Origin of the sequence: Kineosporia sp. R_H_3 (assembly GCF_002198675.1) — a bacterium.
Lineage (GTDB): Bacteria > Actinomycetota > Actinomycetes > Actinomycetales > Kineosporiaceae > R-H-3.
Map to the genome: position 1 here is coordinate 33,619 of NZ_MWLL01000246.1, position 22,656 is coordinate 56,274.

19 protein-coding genes are annotated in these 22,656 nt (G+C 75.6%); 8 read left to right on the plus strand and 11 right to left on the minus strand.

Annotated features, from left to right (window positions below):
* The first annotated feature begins 280 nt into the window (after positions 1-280).
* The 6 genes from ECOMGDLI_RS30765 (at position 281) to ECOMGDLI_RS30790 (ending at position 8,637) form a co-directional block, all read left to right on the plus strand.
* Positions 281-2,188 carry an HSP90 family protein gene (locus ECOMGDLI_RS30765; protein WP_233153697.1) on the plus strand — a complete coding sequence of 636 codons (1,908 nt, stop codon included), beginning with the start codon at positions 281-283 and terminating at the stop codon, positions 2,186-2,188.
* Complete coding sequence (locus tag ECOMGDLI_RS30770; protein WP_088320636.1) at positions 2,185-5,181, plus strand: hypothetical protein; 2,997 nt, start codon at positions 2,185-2,187, stop codon at positions 5,179-5,181. Before ECOMGDLI_RS30765 ends, ECOMGDLI_RS30770 begins: the two co-directional genes overlap by 4 nt.
* 72 nt (positions 5,182-5,253) lie before the next feature.
* Complete coding sequence (locus ECOMGDLI_RS30775) at positions 5,254-6,192, plus strand: hypothetical protein (protein ID WP_088320637.1); 939 nt, start codon at positions 5,254-5,256, stop codon at positions 6,190-6,192.
* 31 nt (positions 6,193-6,223) lie between these two features.
* On the plus strand, positions 6,224-7,246 hold the full coding sequence (locus ECOMGDLI_RS30780) for a DNA polymerase domain-containing protein (RefSeq protein ID WP_198955330.1): 1,023 nt from the start codon (positions 6,224-6,226) through the stop codon (positions 7,244-7,246).
* 255 nt (positions 7,247-7,501) lie between these two features.
* Positions 7,502-7,870 carry an iron chaperone gene (locus tag ECOMGDLI_RS30785; protein WP_088320639.1) on the plus strand — a complete coding sequence of 123 codons (369 nt, stop codon included), beginning with the start codon at positions 7,502-7,504 and terminating at the stop codon, positions 7,868-7,870.
* Positions 7,871-7,878: 8 nt separating this feature from the next.
* Complete coding sequence (locus ECOMGDLI_RS30790) at positions 7,879-8,637, plus strand: ZIP family metal transporter (protein ID WP_088320640.1); 759 nt, start codon at positions 7,879-7,881, stop codon at positions 8,635-8,637.
* A gap of 8 nt (positions 8,638-8,645) precedes the next feature.
* Here the strand turns inward: ECOMGDLI_RS30790 and ECOMGDLI_RS30795 are convergent, their stop codons facing one another.
* The 6 genes from ECOMGDLI_RS30795 to ECOMGDLI_RS30820 all read right to left on the minus strand — a co-directional run bounded on the left by ECOMGDLI_RS30795 (position 8,646) and on the right by ECOMGDLI_RS30820 (position 14,583).
* Positions 8,646-9,728 (minus strand): VWA domain-containing protein, encoded by a 1,083-nt coding sequence (locus ECOMGDLI_RS30795; RefSeq protein ID WP_088320641.1) that lies wholly within the window; start codon positions 9,726-9,728, stop codon positions 8,646-8,648.
* 2 nt (positions 9,729-9,730) lie between these two features.
* Positions 9,731-10,717 carry a VWA domain-containing protein gene (locus tag ECOMGDLI_RS30800; RefSeq protein ID WP_088320642.1) on the minus strand — a complete coding sequence of 329 codons (987 nt, stop codon included), beginning with the start codon at positions 10,715-10,717 and terminating at the stop codon, positions 9,731-9,733.
* A 25-nt stretch (positions 10,718-10,742) separates the two neighbouring features.
* Positions 10,743-11,663, minus strand: coding sequence for a DUF58 domain-containing protein (locus ECOMGDLI_RS30805; protein WP_198955331.1), 921 nt, complete (start codon positions 11,661-11,663; stop codon positions 10,743-10,745).
* Positions 11,642-12,691 (minus strand): MoxR family ATPase, encoded by a 1,050-nt coding sequence (locus ECOMGDLI_RS30810; RefSeq protein WP_088320643.1) that lies wholly within the window; start codon positions 12,689-12,691, stop codon positions 11,642-11,644. The genes ECOMGDLI_RS30805 and ECOMGDLI_RS30810 overlap by 22 nt, the downstream gene beginning before the upstream one ends.
* A 36-nt stretch (positions 12,692-12,727) precedes the next feature.
* Positions 12,728-13,594 carry a S1C family serine protease gene (locus ECOMGDLI_RS30815; RefSeq protein WP_198955332.1) on the minus strand — a complete coding sequence of 289 codons (867 nt, stop codon included), beginning with the start codon at positions 13,592-13,594 and terminating at the stop codon, positions 12,728-12,730.
* A gap of 152 nt (positions 13,595-13,746) precedes the next feature.
* Positions 13,747-14,583, minus strand: coding sequence for an alpha/beta fold hydrolase (locus ECOMGDLI_RS30820; protein ID WP_088320644.1), 837 nt, complete (start codon positions 14,581-14,583; stop codon positions 13,747-13,749).
* Between the two features lie 186 nt (positions 14,584-14,769).
* Between ECOMGDLI_RS30820 and ECOMGDLI_RS30825 the strand changes: the two genes are divergently transcribed.
* The gene (locus tag ECOMGDLI_RS30825; protein WP_088320645.1) at positions 14,770-15,654 is read left to right on the plus strand and encodes an NAD(P)-dependent oxidoreductase; all 885 of its coding nucleotides are present in this window, start codon (positions 14,770-14,772) and stop codon (positions 15,652-15,654) included.
* A 200-nt stretch (positions 15,655-15,854) separates the two neighbouring features.
* Positions 15,855-16,736 (plus strand): transglutaminase domain-containing protein, encoded by an 882-nt coding sequence (locus ECOMGDLI_RS30830; RefSeq protein ID WP_088320646.1) that lies wholly within the window; start codon positions 15,855-15,857, stop codon positions 16,734-16,736.
* Between the two features lie 23 nt (positions 16,737-16,759).
* Here ECOMGDLI_RS30830 and ECOMGDLI_RS30835 read toward each other — a convergent pair whose 3' ends face one another.
* The 5 genes from ECOMGDLI_RS30835 to ECOMGDLI_RS30855 form a co-directional block, all read right to left on the minus strand.
* Entirely contained in the window at positions 16,760-17,902 is a 1,143-nt protein-coding gene (locus tag ECOMGDLI_RS30835; protein ID WP_088320687.1) for an ABC transporter ATP-binding protein, read from the minus strand.
* A complete protein-coding gene (locus ECOMGDLI_RS30840; RefSeq protein ID WP_369812812.1) occupies positions 17,899-18,765 on the minus strand; it encodes an ABC transporter permease in 867 nt (288 codons plus the stop codon). Before ECOMGDLI_RS30840 ends, ECOMGDLI_RS30835 begins: the two co-directional genes overlap by 4 nt.
* 19 nt (positions 18,766-18,784) lie before the next feature.
* Positions 18,785-19,576: a molybdate ABC transporter substrate-binding protein gene (modA, locus tag ECOMGDLI_RS30845; RefSeq protein WP_088320647.1), complete on the minus strand. Its 792-nt coding sequence runs from the start codon at positions 19,574-19,576 to the stop codon at positions 18,785-18,787.
* A gap of 48 nt (positions 19,577-19,624) precedes the next feature.
* Positions 19,625-20,032 carry a molybdopterin-binding protein gene (locus ECOMGDLI_RS30850; RefSeq protein ID WP_088320648.1) on the minus strand — a complete coding sequence of 136 codons (408 nt, stop codon included), beginning with the start codon at positions 20,030-20,032 and terminating at the stop codon, positions 19,625-19,627.
* A 103-nt stretch (positions 20,033-20,135) separates the two neighbouring features.
* Positions 20,136-22,517: an FdhF/YdeP family oxidoreductase gene (locus ECOMGDLI_RS30855; RefSeq protein ID WP_088320649.1), complete on the minus strand. Its 2,382-nt coding sequence runs from the start codon at positions 22,515-22,517 to the stop codon at positions 20,136-20,138.
* Between the last annotated feature and the right edge of the window lie 139 nt (positions 22,518-22,656).

Sequence of the window (22,656 nt, forward strand, 5' to 3'; positions counted from 1 at the left end):
TGGTGCGACGACGGCGTTGACGAGCAGGGGGCCATGCGCACCGCCGCGGGGCCGGCGCGTCCCCGGCCGCGGCCGGGAGGTGTCGGACGTTAGGCGTTCCGTTCACCGTCGTCAACAAAATGCCTAAGGTTGTTCCACGATCCGCCGAAGCCTGACGATCAGTGCACTTCCCCCCACGAAAAGTCACCATTTGGGTCGGTACGACTCGGCCGCGCGGGGGCTCCGCGGGGTATCGCGCTCCGCGGCGCCGCGGAGCCGTCATGATCTGGTCGTGGCCGAGATGACCCAGGGGCTGGGCGGGGGCGCGCCAGCCGGTGAACCGGTCGACCGCGCGTTCCGCGTCGACCTGCGCGGCGTCGTCGACCTCCTGAGCCACCACCTCTACTCGAGCCCGCAGGTGTACCTCCGCGAGCTCGTCCAGAACGCGGTCGACGCCGTGACCGCCCGCCGCGGCGCCGAGCCGTCCGCGCCCGGGCAGGTCCTCCTCGTCCCCTCGGACGTCGCCGCCGACGGCCGGCTGCACTGCGTCGACACCGGCTGCGGCCTGTCCCCGGACGACGTCGAGCGGTTCCTCGCGACGATCGGGTCGTCGTCCAAGCGGGACGAGCTCGGCCTGGCGCGTGCGGACCTGCTCGGCCAGTTCGGCATCGGCCTGCTCTCGTGCTTCCTCGTCGCGGACGGGATCGAGCTCGTGACGACGCCCGCCGGCGGCGGCCCGACGACCCGCTGGGTCGGCCGCAGCGACGGCGGCTACACGGTGACCGTGCTCGACGCGGCCGCAGCGGCCCGGGAGCGGGCGGCCCTCGCCGACCTCGTCGCGGCCGCCGGCGCCCCGGACCTGCCGACCGGCGCCGGGACCTGGGTGCGGCTGCTGCCGCGCCGGGACGCCCGGGACACCACGTCCGCGGGCGAGGTCGAGCGGCTGGCCCGACGCTTCGCCCAGATGCTCCCGGTCGAGGTGTCGGTCGCCCGCGCCGGCGGGCGCACCGAGCGGGTCACCCGGGACGTCCGGCCCTGGGACGGCGACGCCCGCTCCGCGGCGCAGATGCGCGACGAGGCCGCCGACCTGCTCGGGGTGCCCGTGCTCGCCGTGCTGCCCGTGACCGTACGGACCGCCGGCCTGCGCGGCGTCGTGGCGGTCCTCGGGCGGCCGACAGCGCCGTCGTCCCGGCAGGCGCACCACGTGTACGCCAAGGGGATGCTCGTCGGCACGGGCGTCGAAGGGCTGCTGCCCGGATGGGCGTTCTTCGCGCGCGCCCTCGTCGACACGGACGGCCTGCGGCTCACGGCGTCCCGGGAGTCGCTGTACGACGACGACCTGCTCGCCGAGGTCCGGGAGGCGCTCGGCGAGCACCTGCGCCGCTGGCTGCTGCGCACCGCCGACGTCGCGCCGCAGCGGTTCGGCGAGGTGCTCGCCCTCCACGAACCGGGGATGCGGGCGCTGGCCGTCCACGACGACGACCTCTACCGGGCCTACGCACCTCTCATGACCGTCGAGACGTCCGTGGGCACGACGACGCTCGGCGACGCCCTGCGGCGCTTCGACGTCGTCCGCTGGACCGCGACGACCGACGAGTTCCGCCAGGTGCTGCCCGTCGCGAGCGCGCAGGGCCTCGGGGTCGTCAACGCCGGGTACTCGTTCCAGGCTGAGCTCATGGAGCGGCTGCCCCTGCTCGACCCGGACGTGCGGGCCGTGCAGGTCGTGCCCGGGGACCTCGACGCCCACGTCGACCTGCTCGACGACGACGTCCTCGCCGGCTACGCGAGGTTCCTCGAGGTCGCCCGGGAGACGCTCGGCCGCCTCGACGTCGACGTCGAGGTCCGCTCGTTCACCCCGGCGAGCCTGCCCGCGCTCGTCCTCGACGACCGCGAGAGCGCGCACCGGCGCAGCGCCCGGGCCGCCGCGGACGACGCGGACGACGCGTGGGCCGGGCTGCTCGCCGCCCTCGACGACGGCGGCCGCAGCGAGATCAGGCTGCTGCTCAACCACGCGCACCCCGTGGTCCGCCGGCTCACGACGCCGATGCCCGCGCGGGTGCTCGCGCTCACGGCCGAGGCCCTGTGGTGCCAGGCCCTCCTGCTCGGCCAGCGCCCCCTGCGCCCGGCGGACCAGGCCGTCATGAACCGCTCCTTCGTCGGGCTCCTCGAGCTCGCGACGGGCACCGCCGAGGAGGGCGACCAGCTGTGACGACGACCGATCTCGCGGACCGCATCGAGGCCTGCGACGAGATGCCGTACGGCCGGGAGCGGACGCTGCTCGCCGAGCGGCTCGTCGCCGAGGCCGACGCGGCCGGCGACGTCGCCCTCGGCGTCGGCGCCCGGCACGTCCTCATCCCCTCGTACTTCTACGGTCCGGCCGCGGAGCCGCAGAAGATCTTCGCGGCCTTCGCGTGGAACCTGGCCCGCTGGGACGAGGACCCCGAGGCGTTCGAGGCCGTCGACCGGCACTCGCTCCTCTGGTACTTCAAGTGGGTCACCGGCGAGGTGCTCAACTACCCGCAGGTGCCGTTCGCGCAGGCGGAGGCGACGCTCGCCGACATGCGGGACCGCTACGAGCGCGCCGGCGAGGGCCTGGCCCCGTACGAGGGTTCGCGGTACGTCCAGGCGTCGCACCGCTACGGCGAGGCGGACCCGCGCACGGCCGAGGCCTTCGAGGCCTGGGTCACCCTGCCCCGGACCGGCCTGTCGGACTGCCGGGCCTGCGAGCCCTCGACCCGGGTCGAGCGGCTCGCGGCCCTGGGGCGGCACGAGGACGCCGTCGCGGCCGCGGGCCCGGTGCTCGCCGACGGCGGCTGCGCGGAACAGCCGCAGCGGATGATCGACGCCGTCCTCGGCTCGCTCCTGGCCTGCGGCGACGTCGTGCGGGCCGCGCAGGAGCACGCCCGCGCGACGCGGCTGCACCGCCGCAACGGCCCGCAGGCCGACCTCGCCGCCCAGGTCCACGCGTGCGCCCTCGTCGGCCGCTACGGCCGCGGCCTCGACCTGCTCGAGGACGTCCTGCACCAGGTGGAGACCTCGACGGTCCCGTGGTCGCGGATGATGCTCGCCGCGGCCGGGGCCCGGCTGCTCGACGGGCTCGTGACGGCCGGCCACGCCGACGAGCCGGTCGCCGCCGCCCGGCCCGGCAGCAGGTTCTCGACGCCGCGCCCCGCGGCCGAGGTGCGCACGGACCTGCGGGAGACCGCGCTCGGCCTCGCCGGCGCCTTCGACGACCGCAACGGGACGACGGCCGTCTCGCAACGGGTCACCGCCCGCCTCACGGCCGCCGACCTCCCGGACGTGCCGGCCTGGCCCCGCACCCGCCGGCCGCGGCTGGACCGCGGTGCGGCGGCCCCGGCCACCAGCGCAGAAGACGGCTCCGGCGCCGCGGCCGCCGGCGCGCTGCCGCCCGCGCAAGGGCTCGACGACCTGCTGCGGCTGCGTGACGAGGTGTCCGCCACCGGTGCCGCCGACGGCTGGGACCGCCTCGTCGCCGGCTGGTCCGCGCTGCGGCCCCGGGTCGTCGCCGAGGCCTCCGACCTGCTCGTCGCGCGCGCCGTGGACGTCGCACGGCTCGACGTGGCCGCCGTCCGGCACGAGCTGACCGCCGTCCCCGACGGCGGACGGCCCGACCCCGCGCTGCGCGCCCGGCTCGTCACGGTGGGGGCGGCGCTGCGCAGCGCCGGCCAGGAGGCGGAAGGGCTTCTCGTCGCCCTGCAGGCGCACGGGATCGAGGCGATCGCCCGCGCCGACGCCGGGCCCGGATCCGTGGAGGCCGACCTCACCGAGGCCACCCGGCTCGCCGACGCCGTCGCGGCGGCGGGGGACGCCGCCGCCGCGGCCCAGGCGACCGCGGAGCTGGCGCTGCTCGCCGTCCGCCTCGGCCAGACGGTCGCCGACCCCGCGGTGGCCCGCTCCGCCCACGACGGCGGGCTGCGCGCCGCGGCCGCCGCCGCCGAGGCCTTCGCCGTCCTCGACCCCGCGGGCCTCGACGGGGCGCAGCGCGGCCGGTACGCGCTCGCTCTGCTCGTGACGACGCAGCGGGCCGGGCACGAGGACGCGCTCACCCTGCTCGAACGGGCGCTCGCCGTCCTACCCGCCGGCACCCGCGCCTACGAGCGCGCCGTCGTCCTCGACGCCACGGCGTTCCGGCTCGCGGCCCTCGACCGCGTCGAGGAGGCCGCCGACGCGCTCGACGCGGCCGCCACGGACGCCCGCACGAGCGGCAACACCGCGCTCGCGGCGTCCTGCGCGGCCCGGGCCGGCGGGCTCCTGCTCGACCTCGACCGCCCCGGTGAGGCCGCGGAGCGGCTCGAGCGCGCACTCGCCGCCCTGCCGCCCACGGCCACCGCCTGGGGCGTGCACGCCGACCTCGTCGTCGCCCTCGGCCGGGCCGGTCGGACGCTCGACGCCGCGGACCTCGCGGACACCGTCGAGCGGCTCGTCGGCGAGCGGCCGCCGACGGGTGACGACCCGCAGGAGGCGTTCGACGCCGGCCGGGCCGCCTTCGTCGGCGCCCTCGCCCTGCGCACCCTCGACGAGGGCGCCGCGGCCGCCCGGCTCGCGACGACGAGCGCCGCCCTGCATGCCCTGCACCCGCAGTCGCTCGCCCGGGCCGAGGCGCTCGACCTCGCGGCGGGCTGCACGGAGGACGTCCCGGAACGGGTCCGGCTGCTCGCCGAGGCCGTCGAGGTGGCCGCCGGCGCGGACGACCGCTGGTTCGCGGCCGACCTGCGGCGCCGCCACGCGGACGCCGTCGACGACGCGGACGGCCCCGACGCCGCGCTCGCGCTGCTCGCCGGGCTGCGCGCCGACGTCACCGCCGCCGACGTGCCCGCCGAGGAGGAGGCCGCCCGCACCTGGCACCTCGCCGCGATCGGCCACCTGGAGACCGCGGTGCTCCTGCGCGCCGACCGGGCGGACGCCGCGCTCGCGGCCCTCGCCGGGGTCGCGCAGGCCTACGGCGACGTCGGCGACGACGACAACGCGGTGCGGGTGACGTGCCTGCACGTGCAGGCGCTGCACCAGGGCGGTCGGACGGACGCCGCCGAGGCGCTCGGTCGCGCGGTCGCCGACCAGGCGCTCGCCCAGGGCCGCAGCGGGCACGCCCGGGCGGTCGGCGGCACGGTGGCCCGGGTCCTCGACGAGTCCGGCGACCCGGAGGCCGCCGACGAGGTCTGGTCGCGCTACAGCGGGGAGTGACCGGGCGGGCCCTAAGCCCGGGGACGTCGCAGCCCGGGCGCAGCAGGCTGGAGGCATCCCTCGGAGGCCCTCATGACCCGCCACCTGCTGCACCCCGGCCCGGACGCGACACGCGTCGCGACGTCACCCGCCGCACCGCCGCCCCCTGGCGCACCGGCTGCCCGCACGGTCACGACGCGACCCGTCGTCCGGCCGGCGGCCTTCGTCCTGTCCGGCGCCCTCGCCGTCGCGACGACGGCGGCGTGCGTCCCGACGTTCTTCGTGGACGGCGTCCTCCTCGGGCCGGCGGTCATGCGCGGCTCGGCGCGGGGCACGGCGCTCGTGCTCCTGGTGCTCGGCGTCCCCGCGCTGCTCGGCCTCATGGCCGCCGTCCGCCGGGCCGGGCCGACCTGGGCGCGGCGGGCCTTCCTCGCCTGGGTGGGGACGGCGGCGTACGTCGTCTACAACGCCGTGATGCTCGTCCTCGGGACGCCGTTCAACGCGCTCTTCCTGCTCTACGAGGCGATGCTCGCGCTCGGGATCGGCTCGCTCGTGGCGCTGCTCGCCGGGCTCGACCCGACGACGCTCGCCCCGCCCCGGGACCGCGCGCCGTACCGCGCCGTCGGCGCGTGGATCGGGTTCGTCGCCACGGCGAACGCCCTCGTGTGGCTGCGGATGGTCGTCCCGGCGCTCGGCGACCCCGCGGACGCCGCGTTCCTGCGGGGCACCGGGCTGACGACGTTCCCGACGCACGTCCAGGACCTCGCCTTCTGGCTGCCGCTGGCGCTCGTCGTCGCCGTCTGGCTCTGGCAGCGACGGCCCTGGGGCTACGTGCTCGGCTCGGCGCTCGTCGTGTACTACGTCGCCGAGGCCGTCGGGGTGGGCGTCGACCAGTGGATGGGCTCGAGCGCCGACCCGGCGTCGGACGTCGCGACCATGGCGGGTGCGTACCTGTTCGCCGTGATGGCCGTCGTCGGTGTGGTCCCCCTCGTGGCGCTGCTGCGGCACCCCGACGGGACGACGTCCGCGTGACGCCCGGCCCGCGATGGGCCAGGCTCGGCGTGTGCCATCTGCCGAGACCCGCGAGGGCGTGTCGCTGAGCAACCTCGACACCCCGCTCTTCGACGGCGCGGACGCGACCAAGCGCGACCTCGTCGACTACCTCGACGCCATGAGCGACCGGATCCTGCCGGTGCTCGCCGGGCGGGCGCTGTCCGTCGTGCGGGTGCTGCGCGGCCAGGACCCGTTCATGCAGAAGAACGTCCCGAAGTACGCGCCCGACTGGCTGCCGACGGTGCCGGCCTGGGCGCAGTCGTCGCAGCGGCAGGTCCGCTACCCGGTCTGCGACGACCGCAGGACGCTGATGTGGCTGGCGAACCAGCGCGCCGTCGAGTACCACCCGCAGCTGTTCCGCGGCGACGCCTGGGACGCCCCGACGTCGCTCGTGCTCGACCTCGACCCGCCGGAGCCGGACGGCGCGGACGGCGCCGCGTCGTCCGCCGGCTCCGGTGCCGTCCTGCACGCGTTCCGGACGGCGGCCCGTGCCGCGTTGCTCGTGCGCGAGGTGCTCGACGCGGCGGGGATGGCGTCGGCCGTGAAGACGAGCGGCGCCAAGGGCGTGCACGTCGTCGTCCCGCTCGACGGCACGGCGCACGGCGAGGACGTCATGGCCGCGACCCGGGCCGTCGCCGCCCGCGCCGAACGCCTCGACCCGGCGCTCGCGACGACCGCGTACATCAAGGCCGACCGCGGCGGGAAGGTCTTCCTCGACGCGACCCGGTCCGGCGGCGCGACCGTCGTCGCGACGTGGAGCCCGCGCGTGCGGCCCGGCACGACGGTGTCGTTCCCGCTGCCCTGGGCCGACCTGCTCGACGCCGACCCGCGCGACGCGACCGTCCGCACGGTGCCCGGTCTGCTCGCCGCGGCCGGCCCGGACGCCGACCCCTGGCGCGACCTGCTCCCCGCCCCGCAGACCCTCGACCCGGGCCTCGTCGAGGAGGGCCGGACGATCCCGGTCGCCCGGGTCGCGGCGATGCACGAGGGCAAGCGCCGTGCGAAGGCCCGGCGCGAGGCCGGGGACGCCTGACCGGGTGCCCGCCCGCTCCGCGACGCCGCCCTCCGTGCACCCATCGCTGCACGGGCCACCGGTTCAGCACCGTGCAACCGTGGGTGCGTCACGTGCGGGGTGGCCGCGGCCGGCACAGGCGCCGGCCGGTGACTTCCGGGCGGCCGGACGGTCCTACCAGCAGCCGACGCGAGAGGATGACGACCGTGCCCGAGACGATCCCGTGCGCCGGCCCGGCATCCTGACGGCAGCGACCCCCGAGAGGCAGGAGCCCGCGTGGCCACGAAGCACGCCAGTGTCGAGGAGTACCTCGCGTCCTTCCCGGACGAGGTCCGCGCCGTCCTCGAGGAGATCCGCCGCCGGGTGCTCGTCGTCGTCCCCGACGCCGGTGAGCGGATCAGCTACGACATCGCGGGGATGACGTTGGGCGACAAGGTCTTCCTGCACTTCGCGGGGTGGAAGAAGCACGTGAGCATCTACCCGGTGCCGGACGCCGCGGGCGACCCCGCCCTCGCCGAGGCGCTCACGCCGTACGCCGGCCCCCGGGGCACGCTGAAGTTCCCGCTCGCCCGACCGGTGCCGTACGACCTCGTCGAGCGGGTGGCGGGTGCCCTCGCGGTGCAGCGGGGCGGCCGCCCGGCATAGTTGCGGCCGTGGACGTCCCGCTCTGGCTCGAGGCCGGCTTCTGGGGGCTGGCCGCCGGCGCGACGCTGCTCGTCGGGGCCGCGGTCGCGTGGTTCGCCCGGGTGCCGCGGGACGTCGTCGCGACCGTCATGGCGTTCGGCGCCGGCGTCCTCGTCTCGGCGCTCGCCTTCGAGCTGGTCTCCGACGCCGTCGAGGGCGGCGGCCTCGCCGCGACGGCCGGCGGCTTCCTCGCCGGGTCCGTCGCCTACGTCGCGGCGAACATCGCGCTGGCCCGCCGCGGCGCCCGGCACCGCAAGCGCGCGGGTGACGAGCAGCCCTCGCCGGACGACAGCGGGACCGGCGCGGCGATCGCGGTGGGGGCGCTGCTCGACGGCGTCCCGGAGTCCGTCGTCCTCGGGATGTCCCTGTTCGGCGGCGGCGGGGTCGGCGTCGCCGTGCTCGTCGCCATCGCGATCTCCAACCTGCCCGAAGGCCTGTCGAGCGCAGCCGGGATGAAGCGCGCCGGCCGGAGCGCGGGCTACGTCTTCGGCGTCTGGGGCGGGATCGCGCTGGCCTCCGGGCTGGCGGCGATGCTCGGCGCTCTGCTGCTCCAGGACGCCTCCGGCACGACCGTCGCCGTCATCACCGCCGTCGCCGCCGGCGCCATCCTCGCGATGGTCGCCGACACGATGATCCCTGAGGCGTTCGAGCGGGCGCACGCCTACACCGGGCTCGCGACGTCGCTCGGCTTCCTCGCCGCGCTCACGGTCGACCGGCTCGGCGGCTGATCGGCGGGTCAGCCCGGGAACGTCGTCCAGCGCGCGGCCGCCCCGACGCCGAGGAGCACGAAGAGGCCGGCCAGCCCGGCGAGCACCACGGTCACCTCGATGTCGCGCTCCACGACCTCGACCTGCCGCGGCAGGTCGGCGAGCACGTCCTGGAGCTGCTCGGCGCCCGTCGCGGCGAAGTACCGGCCGCCGGTCGTCTCGGCGACCTCGCGCAGGGTCGGCTCGTCGACCACGAGGAACCCGCGCCGGCGCGGGTCGTTCGCGGCGCCGCCGCCACCCCCGAGGCCCGGGCCGAAGTTGTCGAAGCCGCTGCCGCCGAGCTGCGCGGCCGAGCAGACCAGGCTCGTCGGGTCCGTCGTCCCGAAGCCGATCGGGTAGACCCGCACGCCGCGGGCCGCCGCCACCTGCGCGGCCTCCTCCGGCGGCACCCCGCGGGTGTTCGCACCGTCGGTGAGCAGGACGACGATCTCCGGGGCGTACCGGCCGCCCGGGCCGCCGGTGCCGCCGGTCCCGGCCGCGGGCAGCTCGACGTCGGACGGCGCGACGTCCGGGTCGATCGCCGCGATCGCGTCGACGGACTTGAGGATCGCGGCGCCGATCGTCGTCCCGCGCCCCGTCGTCAGGCCGTCGATCGTCGCGACGAGCTGGTCGCGCTCGGTCGTCGGCGGGACGGCGAGCTGCGCGGAGCCGGAGAAGACGACGAGCCCGATCCGGGTGCGGTCGTCCTGGTTGTCGACGAACTCGCGGACGGCGGCCTGCGCCGCGGTGAGCCGGTTCGGGTCGACGTCGGTCGCGCACATCGAGCCGGAGACGTCGAGCGCGAGGATCACCGACGACGCCGAGACCGGCACCTGCGCCGAGACCTGCGGCCGGGCGCCGGCCGCGAGCAGGCACGCGAGCGCGGCGAGGAGCAGCCCGAAGGGCGCGTGCCGCTTCCAGCCGGCGCGCCGCGGTGCCGCGGCCCGGACGAGCGCGACGTGCGGGTGCACGACGGCGACGCGCTTGCGCCGGCGCACCGCCCACACGTACCCGGCGACGAGCAGCGGCACGACGAGGAGCGCGGGGAGCACGAACGGCCAGGCGAAGCCCATCGTCACACCACCCGTCCGAACCAGACGAAGGACAGCCCGGCGCCGACGAGGAGCAGCAGCGCGGCGATCCCGGCGAGCAGCGCGGTGATCTCGATCTTCTCCGTGCGGACCGTCCAGGCGAGGTCGATGGTCCGGTAGACCTGCTCGAGGGCGGCACCGTCCGCCGCCGCGTAGTAGGTGCCGTCGGTCGTGCGGGCCACCTCGCGCAGGAGCGGCTCGTCGAGCTTCGTCGCGAGCTGGAAGCCGTCGACCTGCAGCACCGTGCCTGCCGCGCTGCCGAGGCCGACCGGGTAGACCTTCACCCCGGCCGTCGAGGCGATCGCCGCGACCTCGAGCGGGTCCGGACCCGACGTGTTCTCGCCGTCCGAGAGCATGACGACCGCGGCCGACCCGTAGTAGCCGATGTCCCCGCCGGACGCCTCGACCCCGCCGCCGGCGCTCTCGTCGACCTCGACGACCCGGCCGGCGATCGCCGACAGCGAGGTCTGGATCCCGCGGCCGATCGACGTCCCGCCCTGCGGCGAGAGCCGGTCGACGGCGGCGAGCACCTGCGCCCGGTCGGTCGTCGGCTGCTGGACGACGAGGCCGCCCTCGCCGAAGGCGACGACGCCGATCCGCACCTGCGCCGGCTGCCGGCGGACGAACGTGCGGGCCGCGGTCTTCGCGGCCTCCATCCGGGTCGGGGAGACGTCGGTGGCGGCCATGCTGCTCGAGGTGTCGAACGCGAGGACGACGGTGCCCTCGCGGCGCGGCGACGCGACCGTCGCCTGCGGCCGGGCGAGCGCGACGAGGAGCAGCGTGAGAGCCACGAGCAGCAGCGCGGGTGCGACGTGCCGGCGCCGGCGGCCGCGCACGACTGGGGCGACGATGCCTTGCGCGGCAAGGCGTTCGCGGCGCTCGTCGCGACTGCGCAGGAGCCGCCGGTAGCCGGCGACGAGCAGCGGCACGGCGAGCAGCCCCACGAGCATCCACGGCCAGGCGAAGGTCATCGGCCGGCCCCCGTCCGCGCGGCCGTCATCGCACGGCCCTGCGCCGGCGCAGCTCGGCGATCCGGGCCAGCGCGCGGACGAGGTCCTCGTCCGTTCCGACGACGTGCAGGTCCGTGCCGGCGGTGCGCACGCCGGCGGACAGCGTCGCCTGCCGTTCCTCGGCAGCCGCACGCAGCCGCTCCCGGAAGCCCGGGTCGTCGGTGTCGACGAGGATCTGCTCACCGGTCTCGGCGTCCTCGACCCACATCGTCCCGGCGGAGGGCAGCTCGAACTCCCGCGGGTCGACGACCTGGACCGCGACGACGTCGTGCCGGCGCGCGAGCATCCCGAGCGGGCGCTCCCAGCCCGGCTCGCCGATGAAGTCCGAGACGAGGACGACGAGGGAGCGGCGGCGGACCAGGCCCAGGGCCGCGCGCAACGGGACGGCGAGGTCGGTCGGCCGCCGGGCGCCGTCCGGCGGCTGCGGCTCGCGCAGCAGGTGCTCGAGGATCCGCAGCACCTGGGTGCGGCCGTGCCCGGGCGGGACGACCCGCTCCACCTCGGCGTCGAAGAGCACCGCACCGACCCGGTTGCCGCCCCGGGCCAGGATCCTGGCGACGGTCGCGGCGACCTCGGCGACGACGAGGTGCTTGCGGCGGTCGACCGGCCCGAACCCCATGGACGGCGACCGGTCGAGCAGCAGCCACGCGGTGACGTCCCGGTCCTCGACGTACTCGCGGACGTACGGCTCGTCCATCCGGGCCGTGACGTTCCAGTCGATGTGCCGCAGGTCGTCGCCGGGCTCGTACTCGCGCAGGTCGGTGACGTCGACCCCCGCCCCGCGGAAGAGCGTGCGGTAGTCGCCCTGGAGCCGGCCGTCGAGCCGGCGGACGACGCGCCACTCCAGCCGCCGCAGCAGGCGCTCGGGGGTGAGCGCCGCCGGGGTCAGCGCCCCTGGGCCGGCCACGACCGGTCTCCCCCGCCGGCGCGGGCCCGGTCCCGCATCGGGATCTCGGGCAGCGGCACGGCGTCGAGGACCGGGGTGAGCAGGTCGTCCGGCGAGACGCCGTCCGCTAGCGCCTCGTACGACAGGACGAGCCGGTGCCGCAGCACGTCGCGGGCGAGGTCCCGGGCGTCGGCGGGCAGCGCGTAGTCGCGCCCGCGCAGGAACGCCAGCGCCTTCGCGGCGAGGACGAGGTTGATCGGGGCCCGCGGGCTCGCGCCGAACGAGACGTAGCGGGCGAGGTCCGGCAGGCCGACGGACGCCGGCTCCCGGGTCGCGGTGGCGAGCCGGACGGCGTACTCGATGACGCCGGGGTCGACGTACACGGCGTCCGCGGCACGCTGGTAGTCCCGCAGCTGGTCGAGGTCGAGCACCCGCGCGGTGCGCTCGCGCGCGCTCGTCATCCGCTCGACGACGACGAACTCCTCGGCCGGGGTCGGGTAGCCGACGAGCACCTTGAGCATGAAGCGGTCGACCTGCGCCTCGGGCAGCGGGTAGGTGCCCTCGGACTCGATGGGGTTCTGGGTCGCCATGACGAGGAAGGGGTCCGGCGCAGTGTGGGTCTCGCGGCCGATCGTCACCTGCCGCTCCTGCATGACCTCGAGCAGCGCGCTCTGCACCTTGGCCGGCGCCCGGTTGATCTCGTCCGCGAGCAACAGGTTGGCGAACACCGGGCCGAGCCAGGTCTGGAACTCGGCGTCCTTCTGGTTGTAGACCCGGGTGCCCACGACGTCCGCGGGCACGAGGTCGGGGGTGAACTGGATCCGTTGGAAGACCCCGCCCATCGCCTCGGCGAGGGTCTTGATCGCCATGGTCTTCGCGAGCCCCGGGACGCCCTCGACGAGCAGGTGGCCGCGCGCGAGCAGGCAGACGAACATCCGCTCGAGGAGCTGGTCCTGGCCGACGATCGTCTTCTTGACCTGGTAGAGCGCCTGCTCGAGCGGGTGGGTGCCCGCCGGCTGGGGGGCCGGCTGCTGCGGGGTGGCGGTCATCGGGCTCCGTTCCTGGGGCTGGTCCACGACGTCGGCTCAGATCGCCGGGCCGCCGGCGGCGCCGCCGGCGTTCGCGATGGGGACGGCGAAACCGATCCCGACGAAGAAGGACTGCTTGCCGGGGTTGGCCAGGGCGGTGACGACACCGACCACCTGGCCGTCCCGGTTGACGAGCGGGCCGCCGCTGCTGCCCGGGTTGACCGCCGCGTCGAACTGGATGAGGTCCTCGAGCGTCCCCGCCTGGCTGCGCACCGTCCGGCCGGTGGCCGACACGACGCCCGCGGTGAGGGTGCGCTCGAGGCCGAACGGGTTGCCGACCGGGTAGACGGCGTCCCCGACCTGGACGCCGCCGCCGAGCACCGCGGGGACGACGACCTCGGGCAGCCGGTCGACGGCCAGGACGGCGATGTCCTTGGTGGGGTCCCTCTCCGCGACGGTCGCGGTCGCCCGGGTGCCGTCCGCGAACCTGACCGTGATCGTGCCGCCGCCCGAGACGACGTGCAGCGCGGTGAGGACGGAGCCGTCGGCGTTGACGACCGTGCCGGTGCCGAGCGACCCGTCGCCCTGCCCGGCCGGCTCGCCCGAGCCGCTGCCGGTGGTCACGGTGACGAGCGAGGGCAGGATCGTGCCGTAGACGACGGCGGCGTCCGGCGGGGCGGCGCGCTGCTCGGCCTGCGCCGCCGCGAGCCCCTCGGCGACGGTCCTGGCGACGTCCGCCGTGGACAGCGGTGCGGGGCCGGGGTCACGCAGCAGCCACCACGTGAGCGCGGCGACCACGACGAGCACGACGAGCAGGAGGGCGGGGCGCAGCCGCCGCCGGACGCGGCCCGTCGCGGCCCCTTCGGCGGGTGCGGCGTCGGCCGGGTCGTCGGCGGCGACCAGTGGGAGCACTGCCCGCGCCATTCAGCGAGCGTAAGTCGCCGCAGGGGTTTGTGACACTCCCGTGACCTTCGAATTCGCTGGGAACGGCTTGGGACGGCGCAGTGGCGCGTGCAGAGGGTCGGCCTGCGGGCGACGCGACGGCCGGTGGGACGGCGGCGGGCACGGCACGGGGCTCACCGCGCCAGGAAGGCGAGCAGGGCCGCGTTGAACTCCCGCGGGTGCGAGGCGTTGAACCCGTGCGGCCCGCCGCTCACGACGACGGTCTCGACGTCCTTGACGTGCTCGGCGACCCGCCGCCCGCTGACCTCGAACGGCACGATCGCGTCCTGGTCGCCGTGGAGGACGAGCACCGGGACGTCGACGCGCGCGAGGTCGGCGCGGAAGTCCGTGCGGGCGAACGCGGTGATGCAGTCGGCGGTGCCCTTCGGCGACGCCGTCGAGGCGACCTGCCAGGCGAACCGGACGACGGCGTCGCTCACGGTCTGCGTGCCGCCGGCGGCGTAGAAGTCCTTGACGAAGCCGTCGAGGAAGGCGAGCCGGTCGGTGGCGACACCGTCGAGGAACTGCCCGATCGTCGCCTCGTCGAGGCCGCCGTCGGGGTTGTCGTCGGTCTTCGCGAGGTACGGCGTCACGGCGCCCGCGAGGACGGCGCTGCGCACCCGCGCCGAGCCGAAGGTGCCCAGGTAGCGGGCGACCTCGCCGCCGCCCATGGAGAAGCCGACGAGCGTGACGTCGCGCAGGTCGAGACCCTCGAGGAGCGCGTCGAGGTCGGCGGCGAAGGTGTCGTAGTCGTACCCGGTCCACGGCCGGGAGGACTCCCCGAACCCGCGCCGGTCGTAGGTCACCACTCGGAAGCCGGCGTCGACGAGCGGCCCGACCTGGGCCTCCCACGACCTGCCGGACAGCGGCCAGCCGTGGACGAGCACGACCGGGCGGCCGGTGCCGACGTCCTCGTAGTGCAGCTCGACAGGGGCGCTCCCGACGGCGTCGGGGACGGTGAGGCGGGGCATGGGTCTTCCTTCCGCTCGGCGCTGGTGCTCGGCGCGACCGCGGACGGGCGCGTGCGATCGACGCTAAACGGATGTTCCGGGCCCGCCAGGTGACCTGCCCCGGCCGGGCCCGGACCCCCGTGGCAGCATCGCGGACGACGCCCCGCTGCACCCCGCCGCGGGCGACGTCGTCGAGGGAGCGCCACCGTGAGCACGACCGTCTGCGTCACCGGAGCCGCCGGGAAGGTCGGGCGGTACGCCGTCCACGAGCTGCTGGAGCACGGGTACCGGGTGGTCGCGGTCGACACCGTCCCGCACCCGCCGACGCTGCCCGCGGTCTGGTCCCGCGAGGACTTCACCTACCTGCGGGCCGACCTCGAGGACTTCGGCGACACCGTCGACGCGCTCGGCGGCTGCGACGCCGTCGTCCACGTCGCGAACATCCCGGCGCCGGGCCTCATCCCGCCCGCACGCACGTTGAACCGCAACAACCTCATGAACACCAACGTGTTCCTCGCCGCCGCCCAGCTGCGCCTGGCGAAGGTCGTCTGGGCCTCGAGCGAGACGACCCTCGGCCTGAACTTCGGCGACGGCGGCCGGGCGCCGCGCTACGTGCCGCTCGACGAGGACCACTACCCGCACCCCGCGACGACCTACTCGCTGTCCAAGGTCGTCGCCGAGACGACGGCCGAGCACGTCGCGGCCTGGAGCGGGATCCCCTTCCTCGCGCTGCGGTTCTCCAACGTCATCCTCCCCGAGGAGTACGCGGCGTTCCCGACCTACTGGAGCGACCCGGCGACGCGCGTGTTCAACCTCTGGTGCTACATCGACGTCCGCGACGCGGCGCTCGCGTGCCGGCTCGCGCTGGAGTCCGACGTCACCGGCGCCCGGGCGTACGTCATCGCGAATGAGGACACGGTCATGACGACCCCGAGCGCCGACCTCGTCGAGCAGGTCTTCCCGGGGACGCCGCACAAGACCCCCGTCGAGGGCTTCGCGGCGCTCATGACGAGCGCCCGGGCCCGCGCCGAGCTGGGCTTCGTGCCGCAGCACCCCTGGCGCGACCAGGTGCAGGCACCGCCGGCGGGCTGACCCGCCCTGTCCCATCGGTCGAACACACGTTCGACAACCGCGGGGTTCTGTCGTACGGTCGGATCCGGTGGGAACGGCGCACGACTGTGCGGAGCCGTGCGCCGCCCACCGCTTCCCCGCACCTGCTGAACATCCCCCGCTCGCTTCGCCGGGTCCGCCGCGGGCCCCGTCGGACGACCTCCCGACGCCCCGAGGCCGCCATGCCCGCTGTCATCGACTACGCCCTCCCGGGCCCCCTCACCGACCTGAGCGGGGTGCCGGACGCCGTCCTGCCGCCGTCCGCGGACCCGCTCGCGCTGTGCGGGATCGCCCGCGGGCTCGTCGTGGCGCCACCGGACGCTCAGGCCCTCGGACTGCCGCGGGGCCGGTCCGCGACGAACCACGTCCGGCCGGCCGCGGACCTCGTGCGGGCCGTGCTGGCGCTCGACCCGGCGCCGCTGTCCGTCGTCCGGCCTCCGGCACGCCGCATCGTCGGCACCTGCCGGCACGTCGCGGTGATCACCGTGGCGCTGCTGCGGCACCACGGCGTCCCGGCCCGGGCCCGGTGCGGGTTCGCGACGTACTTCGAGCCGGACCGGGCCGTCGACCACTGGGTCGTGGAGTACCGGACGGCACCGGCCGGCCGCTGGCACCGGGTCGACCCCGAGCTCCCGCCCTCCGCCGATGCTCGCGCCGGGTACCGCTCCGAGCCCTCCGGCGGCGCGAATCCGGTACCGGACGTGAGCACGAGCGACGGGGCGGCGGTGGCCGGGGAGTTCCTCACCGGCGGCGAGGCCTGGGTCGCGTTCCGGCGCGGCGCGGTCGACGCGTCTCGGTTCGGCGTCGCGGGCACCTCCGACGCCTGGGGACCGGCCGAGATCAAGGGCAATGCGATCCGGGACCTCGCGGCGCTCAACAAGGTCGAGGTGCTGCCCTGGGACGAGTGGGGCCGGATGGCGGACGCCTACGCCGGGCGCACCGGTCCCGACCACGACACGCTCGTCGACGCCGTCGCCGCCGTCTGCGGTGCCGACGACCCCGCGTTCGTCGCCGACCTCTACGCGCGCGAGGAGCTCCGGGTCCCGGAGCACCTGCAGCGCTGAGCGCGCACCTCGCGCCCGTGCGCTCAGCCCGGCGCCGGGTAGGCCGTCACCTCGGTCGCCTTGGCGGTGAGCCAGACCTGCTGCCCCGTCCGCAGCTCGAGGTCTGCGAGCGCGGCCGGGGTGATGTCGACGATCGCGTCGGGCGTGCCGTCGACGGCGACCCGGACCCGGTCGGTGAGCAGCTCGAGGCCCGCGACGGTGCCGGTCCACACGTTGCGGGCCGAGCCGGCGTCCGGGGAGTGCGTGTAGAGCGAGATCGCCGTGGGGGCGACGGCGACGAGCATCCGGGTGGCGGGCAACGGGACGACGTGGCCGCCGCCGTCGTCCGGGTCGTGGCCCGCGGCGAACAGCCGGCCGCCGTCGTCGAGGTCGACGCGGCCCGTCGAGCGGTCGGTCATGGCGCCGCGGTAGAGGTTGAGCCCGACGAGCCGGGCGACGTACTCGGTCGCGGGGCGACGGGCGACGGCGGCGGGCACGCCCTCCTGGACGGCGCGGCCGCCCTCGAGCACGAGGATCCGGTCGGCGAGCACCATCGCCTCGAGCGGGTCGTGCGTGACGACGAGGGTCGGTCCGCCGAACGTCGCGAGGTACCCGCGCAGCTCGGTGCGGATCTCCAGCCGGGTCCGGGCGTCGAGGGCCGCGAGCGGCTCGTCGAGCAGGAGCAGCCGCGGGTCGGACGCCAGCGCCCGGGCCAGCGCCACGCGCTGCGCCTGGCCGCCGGAGAGCTGCCCCGGTCCGCGGGCCGAGAGCTCCTCGATCCCCAGCCGCTCCAGCACCTCCCGGGCGTGCGCGCGGGCGTCGGGGCGCCGTCCGCCCCGCACGTGCCGGGAGAACGCGACGTTGTCGAGCACCGTGAGGTGCGGGAACAGCCGGTAGTCCTGGAAGACGAGGCCGACGCGGCGGTCCACCGCCGGCACGAACGTGCCGCGGTCGGCGTCGTCCCACGTCTGGTCGCCGACCGTGACCCGGCCCCGGGAGACCGGGAGCAGCCCGGCGAGCGCCCGCAGCAGCGTCGACTTGCCCGCGCCGTTCGGGCCGAGGACGGCGAGGATCTCACCGGCCCGTACGTCCGCCCGCACCTCGAGGTCGAAGCCGCCCCGGACGACCCCGACGTCGGCCCGCAGCGCCCCGCCGGTAGCGGGCTCGCCGTCCGCCCGTGCCGTCACAGCCCGGCCCCGGGCCGCAGCCACCGGTCACGCAGCAGCACGAGCACGGCGACCGACACCGTGAGCAGCACCAGGCTCAGCGCGACGGCGGCGGGCGGGTCGGTCTCGAAGGCGCGGTAGACGGCGCTCGGCATCGCCTGGGTGACGCCGGGCAGGTTGCCGGCGAAGGTGATCGTCGCCCCGAACTCGCCGAGCGCCCGGGCCCAGCAGAGCACCGCCCCGGCGGCGAGGCTGGGCGCGACGAGCGGCAGGGTGACCCGGCGGAACGTCGTGACGGGCCGCGCGCCGAGGGTCGCCGCGGCCTCCTCGAGCCCGGCGTCGGCGGACCGCAGCGCGCCCTCCACCGTCACCACGAGGAACGGCATCGCGACGAACGTCTGCGCGACGACGACGGCGGCCGTCGTGAAGGGGATCTGGTAGCCGGTCCAGTCGTAGAGCCAGCGGCCGGCGATCCCGTTGCGGCCGTAGGCGAGCAGCAGCGCCACGCCACCGACGACGGGCGGCAGCACGAGGGGCAGCGTGACGAGCGCACGGAGCAGCCGGATCGCGCGCCCCCGGGAGCGGGCGAGCACCCACGCGAGCGGGACGCCGACGACGACCGAGATCACCGTCGTCACCGAGGCCGTGACGAGCGAGAGCCGCAGTGCCTCGACCGCCTGGCTCTCGGCGAGGATCCGCGGCAGGTCTCGCCACGGGGCGAGCACGAACATCCCTGCGAGCGGCAGCAGGAGGAAGGCCACCGCGACCGCCGCCGGCACCCCGAGCGGCCACGGGGTGCGCCGTCCGGCGTCGGTGACGGCCCGCACGGACGACGGCGACCGGCCGGGCGGGGCCTGGCGGTCGCCGTCGTCCGTCACGACCACGACCCTACGGGTGGCGGTGTCACGGAGCCTGGAAGCCCGCTCCGGCGAGCACCTTCTGCCCCTCGGCCGACAGCACGTAGTCGACGAACGCCCGCGCGACGGCGGCGTTCCTGCTCGCCGTGAGCGGCGCGATCGGGTACGTCGTCGAGGCGTTGACGTCGGCCGGGATCTCGACGCCCTTGACGGCGTCGCCGGCGGCGAGGACGTCGGTCACGTACACGACCCCGGCATCGACCTCGCCGAGGCTGACCTTCGCGAGGGTGGCCTTGACGTCAGCCTCCTCGGTGACCGGCCGGACAGTGAGCTTCGCGTTCTCGAAGACCTTCGCCGCCGTCGCGCCGCACGGCACCGCGGCCTGGCACAGGGCCACCTTGACGCCCGGCCGGGCGAGGTCGGAGAGCCGGGTGACGTTGCCGGGGTTCTCCGGCGGCACCGCGATCTCCATGACGTTCCTGGCGAACGGCGTCGAGGTCGTCGCCGCCTTCGCCGCCACGACGGCGTCCATGTTCTTCTGCGACGCGGAGGCGAACACGTCGGCCGGCGCGCCCTGCGTGATCTGGGTGACGAGCGCGGACGACGCCCCGAAGCTGAACGTGACCGTCGTACCGGGGTTCGCGTCCTGGAACTGCGTGCCCAGGGTCTGGAAGGAGCTGGTGAGCGACGCGGCGGCGAGCACGGTGATCTCACCGGACAACCCGCCGGACGACGCCCCGGCAGGCGCGTCAGCACCGGACGACGAGCCGCCGCAGGCGGCGAGGAGCAGGGCCCCGGCGACGACGAGGGACGGGGCGAGGGCAGGACGACGGCGCACGGTTGCTCCTTGCGGGCCGGGGCGAGAGGGGACGGCGGGGCGGCGCGGTCAGTCGGCGGGGATCTCGACGGTGACGTTGGTCGACTTCACGCTCGCGACGGCGAGCACTCCCGGCTCGAGGCCGAGCTCGTCGGCCGCCTCGCGGCTCATGAGGCTGACGACACGGAACGGGCCGGCCTGCAGCTCGACCTGGGCCATCACGGTGTCCTTGACGACCTTCGTCACCAGCCCGCGGAAGTGGTTGCGCGCCGACTGCGCCACCGCCGGGCGTGGCTCGTTCTGCGCCGCCGCGGCGAGCTCCTCAGCGAACCGGGCGAGCGCGGGACCCGCCACGACGCGCCGGTTGGAGTCGTCCACGGTGGTCGGCAGCCGGCCCGAGTCGGCCCACCGGCGCACGGTGTCGTCGCTCACCCCCAGAAGCTCGGCGGCCTGCCGGATCCTGAAGGTCGAGGTCATGACCGGAGCGTATCCGCATCCGCGGAGATATGGCTACCGGATGCCCGCGTCATCATCTGATGATGGCTACGCCGTCCGCAGATGCGGAACGGGGCTGGTCGGGTCAGGACGGGTAGACCGGCTCCGGGTCACGCTTGTGCCACTGGTCCGCCCCCGTGTCGTCCTGGGTGCCCGACGTGGAGTCGGCCGCCCGACCGGACGACTCGCGCTCCAGCGTCACGACGACCGACTTGGACGCCGGCTGGTTGCTGCCCAGCGCGGTGGAGTCCAGCGGGACCAGCGGGTTGGTCTCCGGGTAGTAGGCCGCGGCGCTGCCCCGCGGGGTGTCGTACTCGACGATCCGGAAGCCGGGCGCCCTGCGAACGTGCTCGTCGCCGTCCCAGCGCGTGACGATGTCGACGCGGTCCCCGTCACGGAAGCCGAGCGCGGTGATGTCCTCGCGGTGCAGGAAGATCACCCGGCGCCCGCCCTCGACCCCCCGGTAACGGTCGCTGAGCCCGTAGATCGTCGTGTTGAACTGGTCGTGGCTGCGCAGCGTCTGCAGCACGAGGTGCCCGGGCGGCACCTGCAGCACCTCCAGCGGGGACACCGCGAACTCGCCACGGCCCGACGGGGTGTCGAAGGTGCGGGAGTCCCGGGGCGGGTGCGGCATGAGGTAGCCGCCGGGGCGGCGGACGTTCACCTCGTAGCTCTCGCACCCCGGCACGACCCGGGCGATGTGCCGGCGGATGTGCCGGTAGTCCTCGCGCATCGCCCGCCAGTCGATCCCGTACCGGTCCCCCAAGGTCGTCTCGGCGATCGAGGTGAGGATCGACACCTCGGAGCGCAGGTGCGGGCTCGCCGGATCGAGCGGCCCGCGGGAGGCGTGCACCGAGCAGGTCGAGTCCTCCACGGTGACCGCCTGCGGCCCACCGGCCTGCACGTCCTTCTCGGTGCGCCCCAGCGTGGGCAGGATGAGCGCGGTCCGCCCGCACACGAGGTGCGACCGGTTGAGCTTCGTGGAGATCTGCACCGTCATCCGGGTCCGGCGCAGGGCACGGGCGGTGACGTCGGTGTCCGGGGTCGCCTGGGCGAAGTTGCCGCCGAGACCGAGGAAGAACCGCACCGTGCCGTCGCGCATGGCGCGGATCGAGTCGACGGTGTCCAGCCCGTCCTCCCGCGGCGGGTCGAAGCCGAACTCCCGCTGCAGCGCGACGAGGAACGACTGGGGGACGCGCTCCCAGATGCCCATCGTGCGGTCGCCCTGGACGTTGGAGTGCCCGCGCACCGGCAGCAGTCCCGCTCCGGGCCGGCCGATGCTGCCCTGCGCGAACGCGAGGTTGACGACCTCCTTGATCGTCGCGACGGCGTTGCGGTGCTGGGTGAGGCCCATCGCCCAGCAGAAGACCGTGCGGCCGGAGTCCCGCAGCATGCGGGCGGCCTCGGTGATCTGCTCCCAGCTCAGGCCGGTGGCCGCGGTGACGACGTCGCGGTCCACGGCCCCGACGTGCCGGCGCCACTCTTCGTACCCGGTGGTGTACCGCTCGACGAAGTCGTGGTCGACGGCGTCCCACTCCACGAGCAGCGAGCCGATCGCCTGGAACAGTGCGAGGTCGCCGTTGAGCCGGATCGGCAGGTGCAGGTCCGACAGGTCGGTGCCGCGCCCGACGACACCACGGACGTTCTGCGGGTTCTTGAACCGCACGAGGCCGGCCTCGCGGAGCGGGTTGATCGAGATGATCTTCGCGCCGTTGCGCTTGGCCGTCTCCAGCGCCGTGAGCATCCGCGGATGGTTGGTGCCGGGGTTCTGCCCGGCCAGCACGATGAGCTCGGCGTCGTGCACGTCCTGCAGCGTGACGCTCGCCTTGCCGATCCCGATCGACTCCTGCAAGGCGATGCTCGTGGACTCGTGGCACATGTTCGAGCAGTCGGGCAGGTTGTTCGTGCCGTAGGCACGCACGAAGAGCTGGTACACGAATGCGGCCTCGTTCGAGGCCCGGCCCGAGGTGTAGAACGTCGCCTCGTCCGGGCTCGCGAGCGACCGGAGCTCGTCCCCGATCATGGTGAACGCCTCGTCCCAGCCGATCGGCTCGTAGTGCGTGCCGCCGGGACGTTTCACCATCGGATGCGTGATGCGCCCCTGCTGCCCGAGCCACATCTCGGAGTGCGCGTCGAGGTCGGCGATGCTGTGGGCGGCGAAGAACTCCGGCGTCGCCCGGTCCTTCGTGGCCTCCTCCGCCACCGCCTTGACGCCGTTCTCGCAGAACTCCGCCGTGTGCCGGTGCCCGGGATCCGGGTCGGGCCACGCGCAGCTCACGCAGTCGAAGCCCTCGGCCTGGTTGAGGGCCCGCAGCGTCCGGGCGGTGCGCACCGGGCCCATGTGGCCCAGCGCCCGCTTCATGGAGACCGCCACCGCCGTGGGCCCGGCCGCGTGCTCCTGCGGGGTGGAGATCGTCAGGCCCGACTCGTCGCCGTCGTCGACCGGCTCGCTCTTCGTCGTGCGCATGTGCTGCTGGGCCCTTCGTCGTGCGCCCGCGCGCCGGGCCGCGGGGGTCGCTGCCGTCCGAGTGCCCGCTCGGACGCCGTCCAACCCTCCGTGACCACCCCGGTGTGCCCGCCCCACGGGCCGGGGGCTGTTGCGCGGC

Bases quoted from the DNA above. Each gene is read 5' to 3' on its own strand.
- ECOMGDLI_RS30765 (WP_233153697.1), top strand. From the start codon at position 281: ATGACCCAGGGGCTGGGCGGGGGCGCGCCAGCCGGTGAACCGGTCGAC.
- ECOMGDLI_RS30775 (WP_088320637.1), top strand. From the start codon at position 5,254: ATGACCCGCCACCTGCTGCACCCCGGCCCGGACGCGACACGCGTCGCG.
- ECOMGDLI_RS30795 (WP_088320641.1), bottom strand. From the start codon at position 9,728: ATGGGCTTCGCCTGGCCGTTCGTGCTCCCCGCGCTCCTCGTCGTGCCG.
- ECOMGDLI_RS30800 (WP_088320642.1), bottom strand. From the start codon at position 10,717: ATGACCTTCGCCTGGCCGTGGATGCTCGTGGGGCTGCTCGCCGTGCCG.
- ECOMGDLI_RS30810 (WP_088320643.1), bottom strand. From the start codon at position 12,691: ATGACCGCCACCCCGCAGCAGCCGGCCCCCCAGCCGGCGGGCACCCAC.
- ECOMGDLI_RS30815 (WP_198955332.1), bottom strand. From the start codon at position 13,594: ATGGCGCGGGCAGTGCTCCCACTGGTCGCCGCCGACGACCCGGCCGAC.
- ECOMGDLI_RS30820 (WP_088320644.1), bottom strand. From the start codon at position 14,583: ATGCCCCGCCTCACCGTCCCCGACGCCGTCGGGAGCGCCCCTGTCGAG.
- ECOMGDLI_RS30830 (WP_088320646.1), top strand. From the start codon at position 15,855: ATGCCCGCTGTCATCGACTACGCCCTCCCGGGCCCCCTCACCGACCTG.
- ECOMGDLI_RS30850 (WP_088320648.1), bottom strand. From the start codon at position 20,032: ATGACCTCGACCTTCAGGATCCGGCAGGCCGCCGAGCTTCTGGGGGTG.
- ECOMGDLI_RS30855 (WP_088320649.1), bottom strand. From the start codon at position 22,517: ATGCGCACGACGAAGAGCGAGCCGGTCGACGACGGCGACGAGTCGGGC.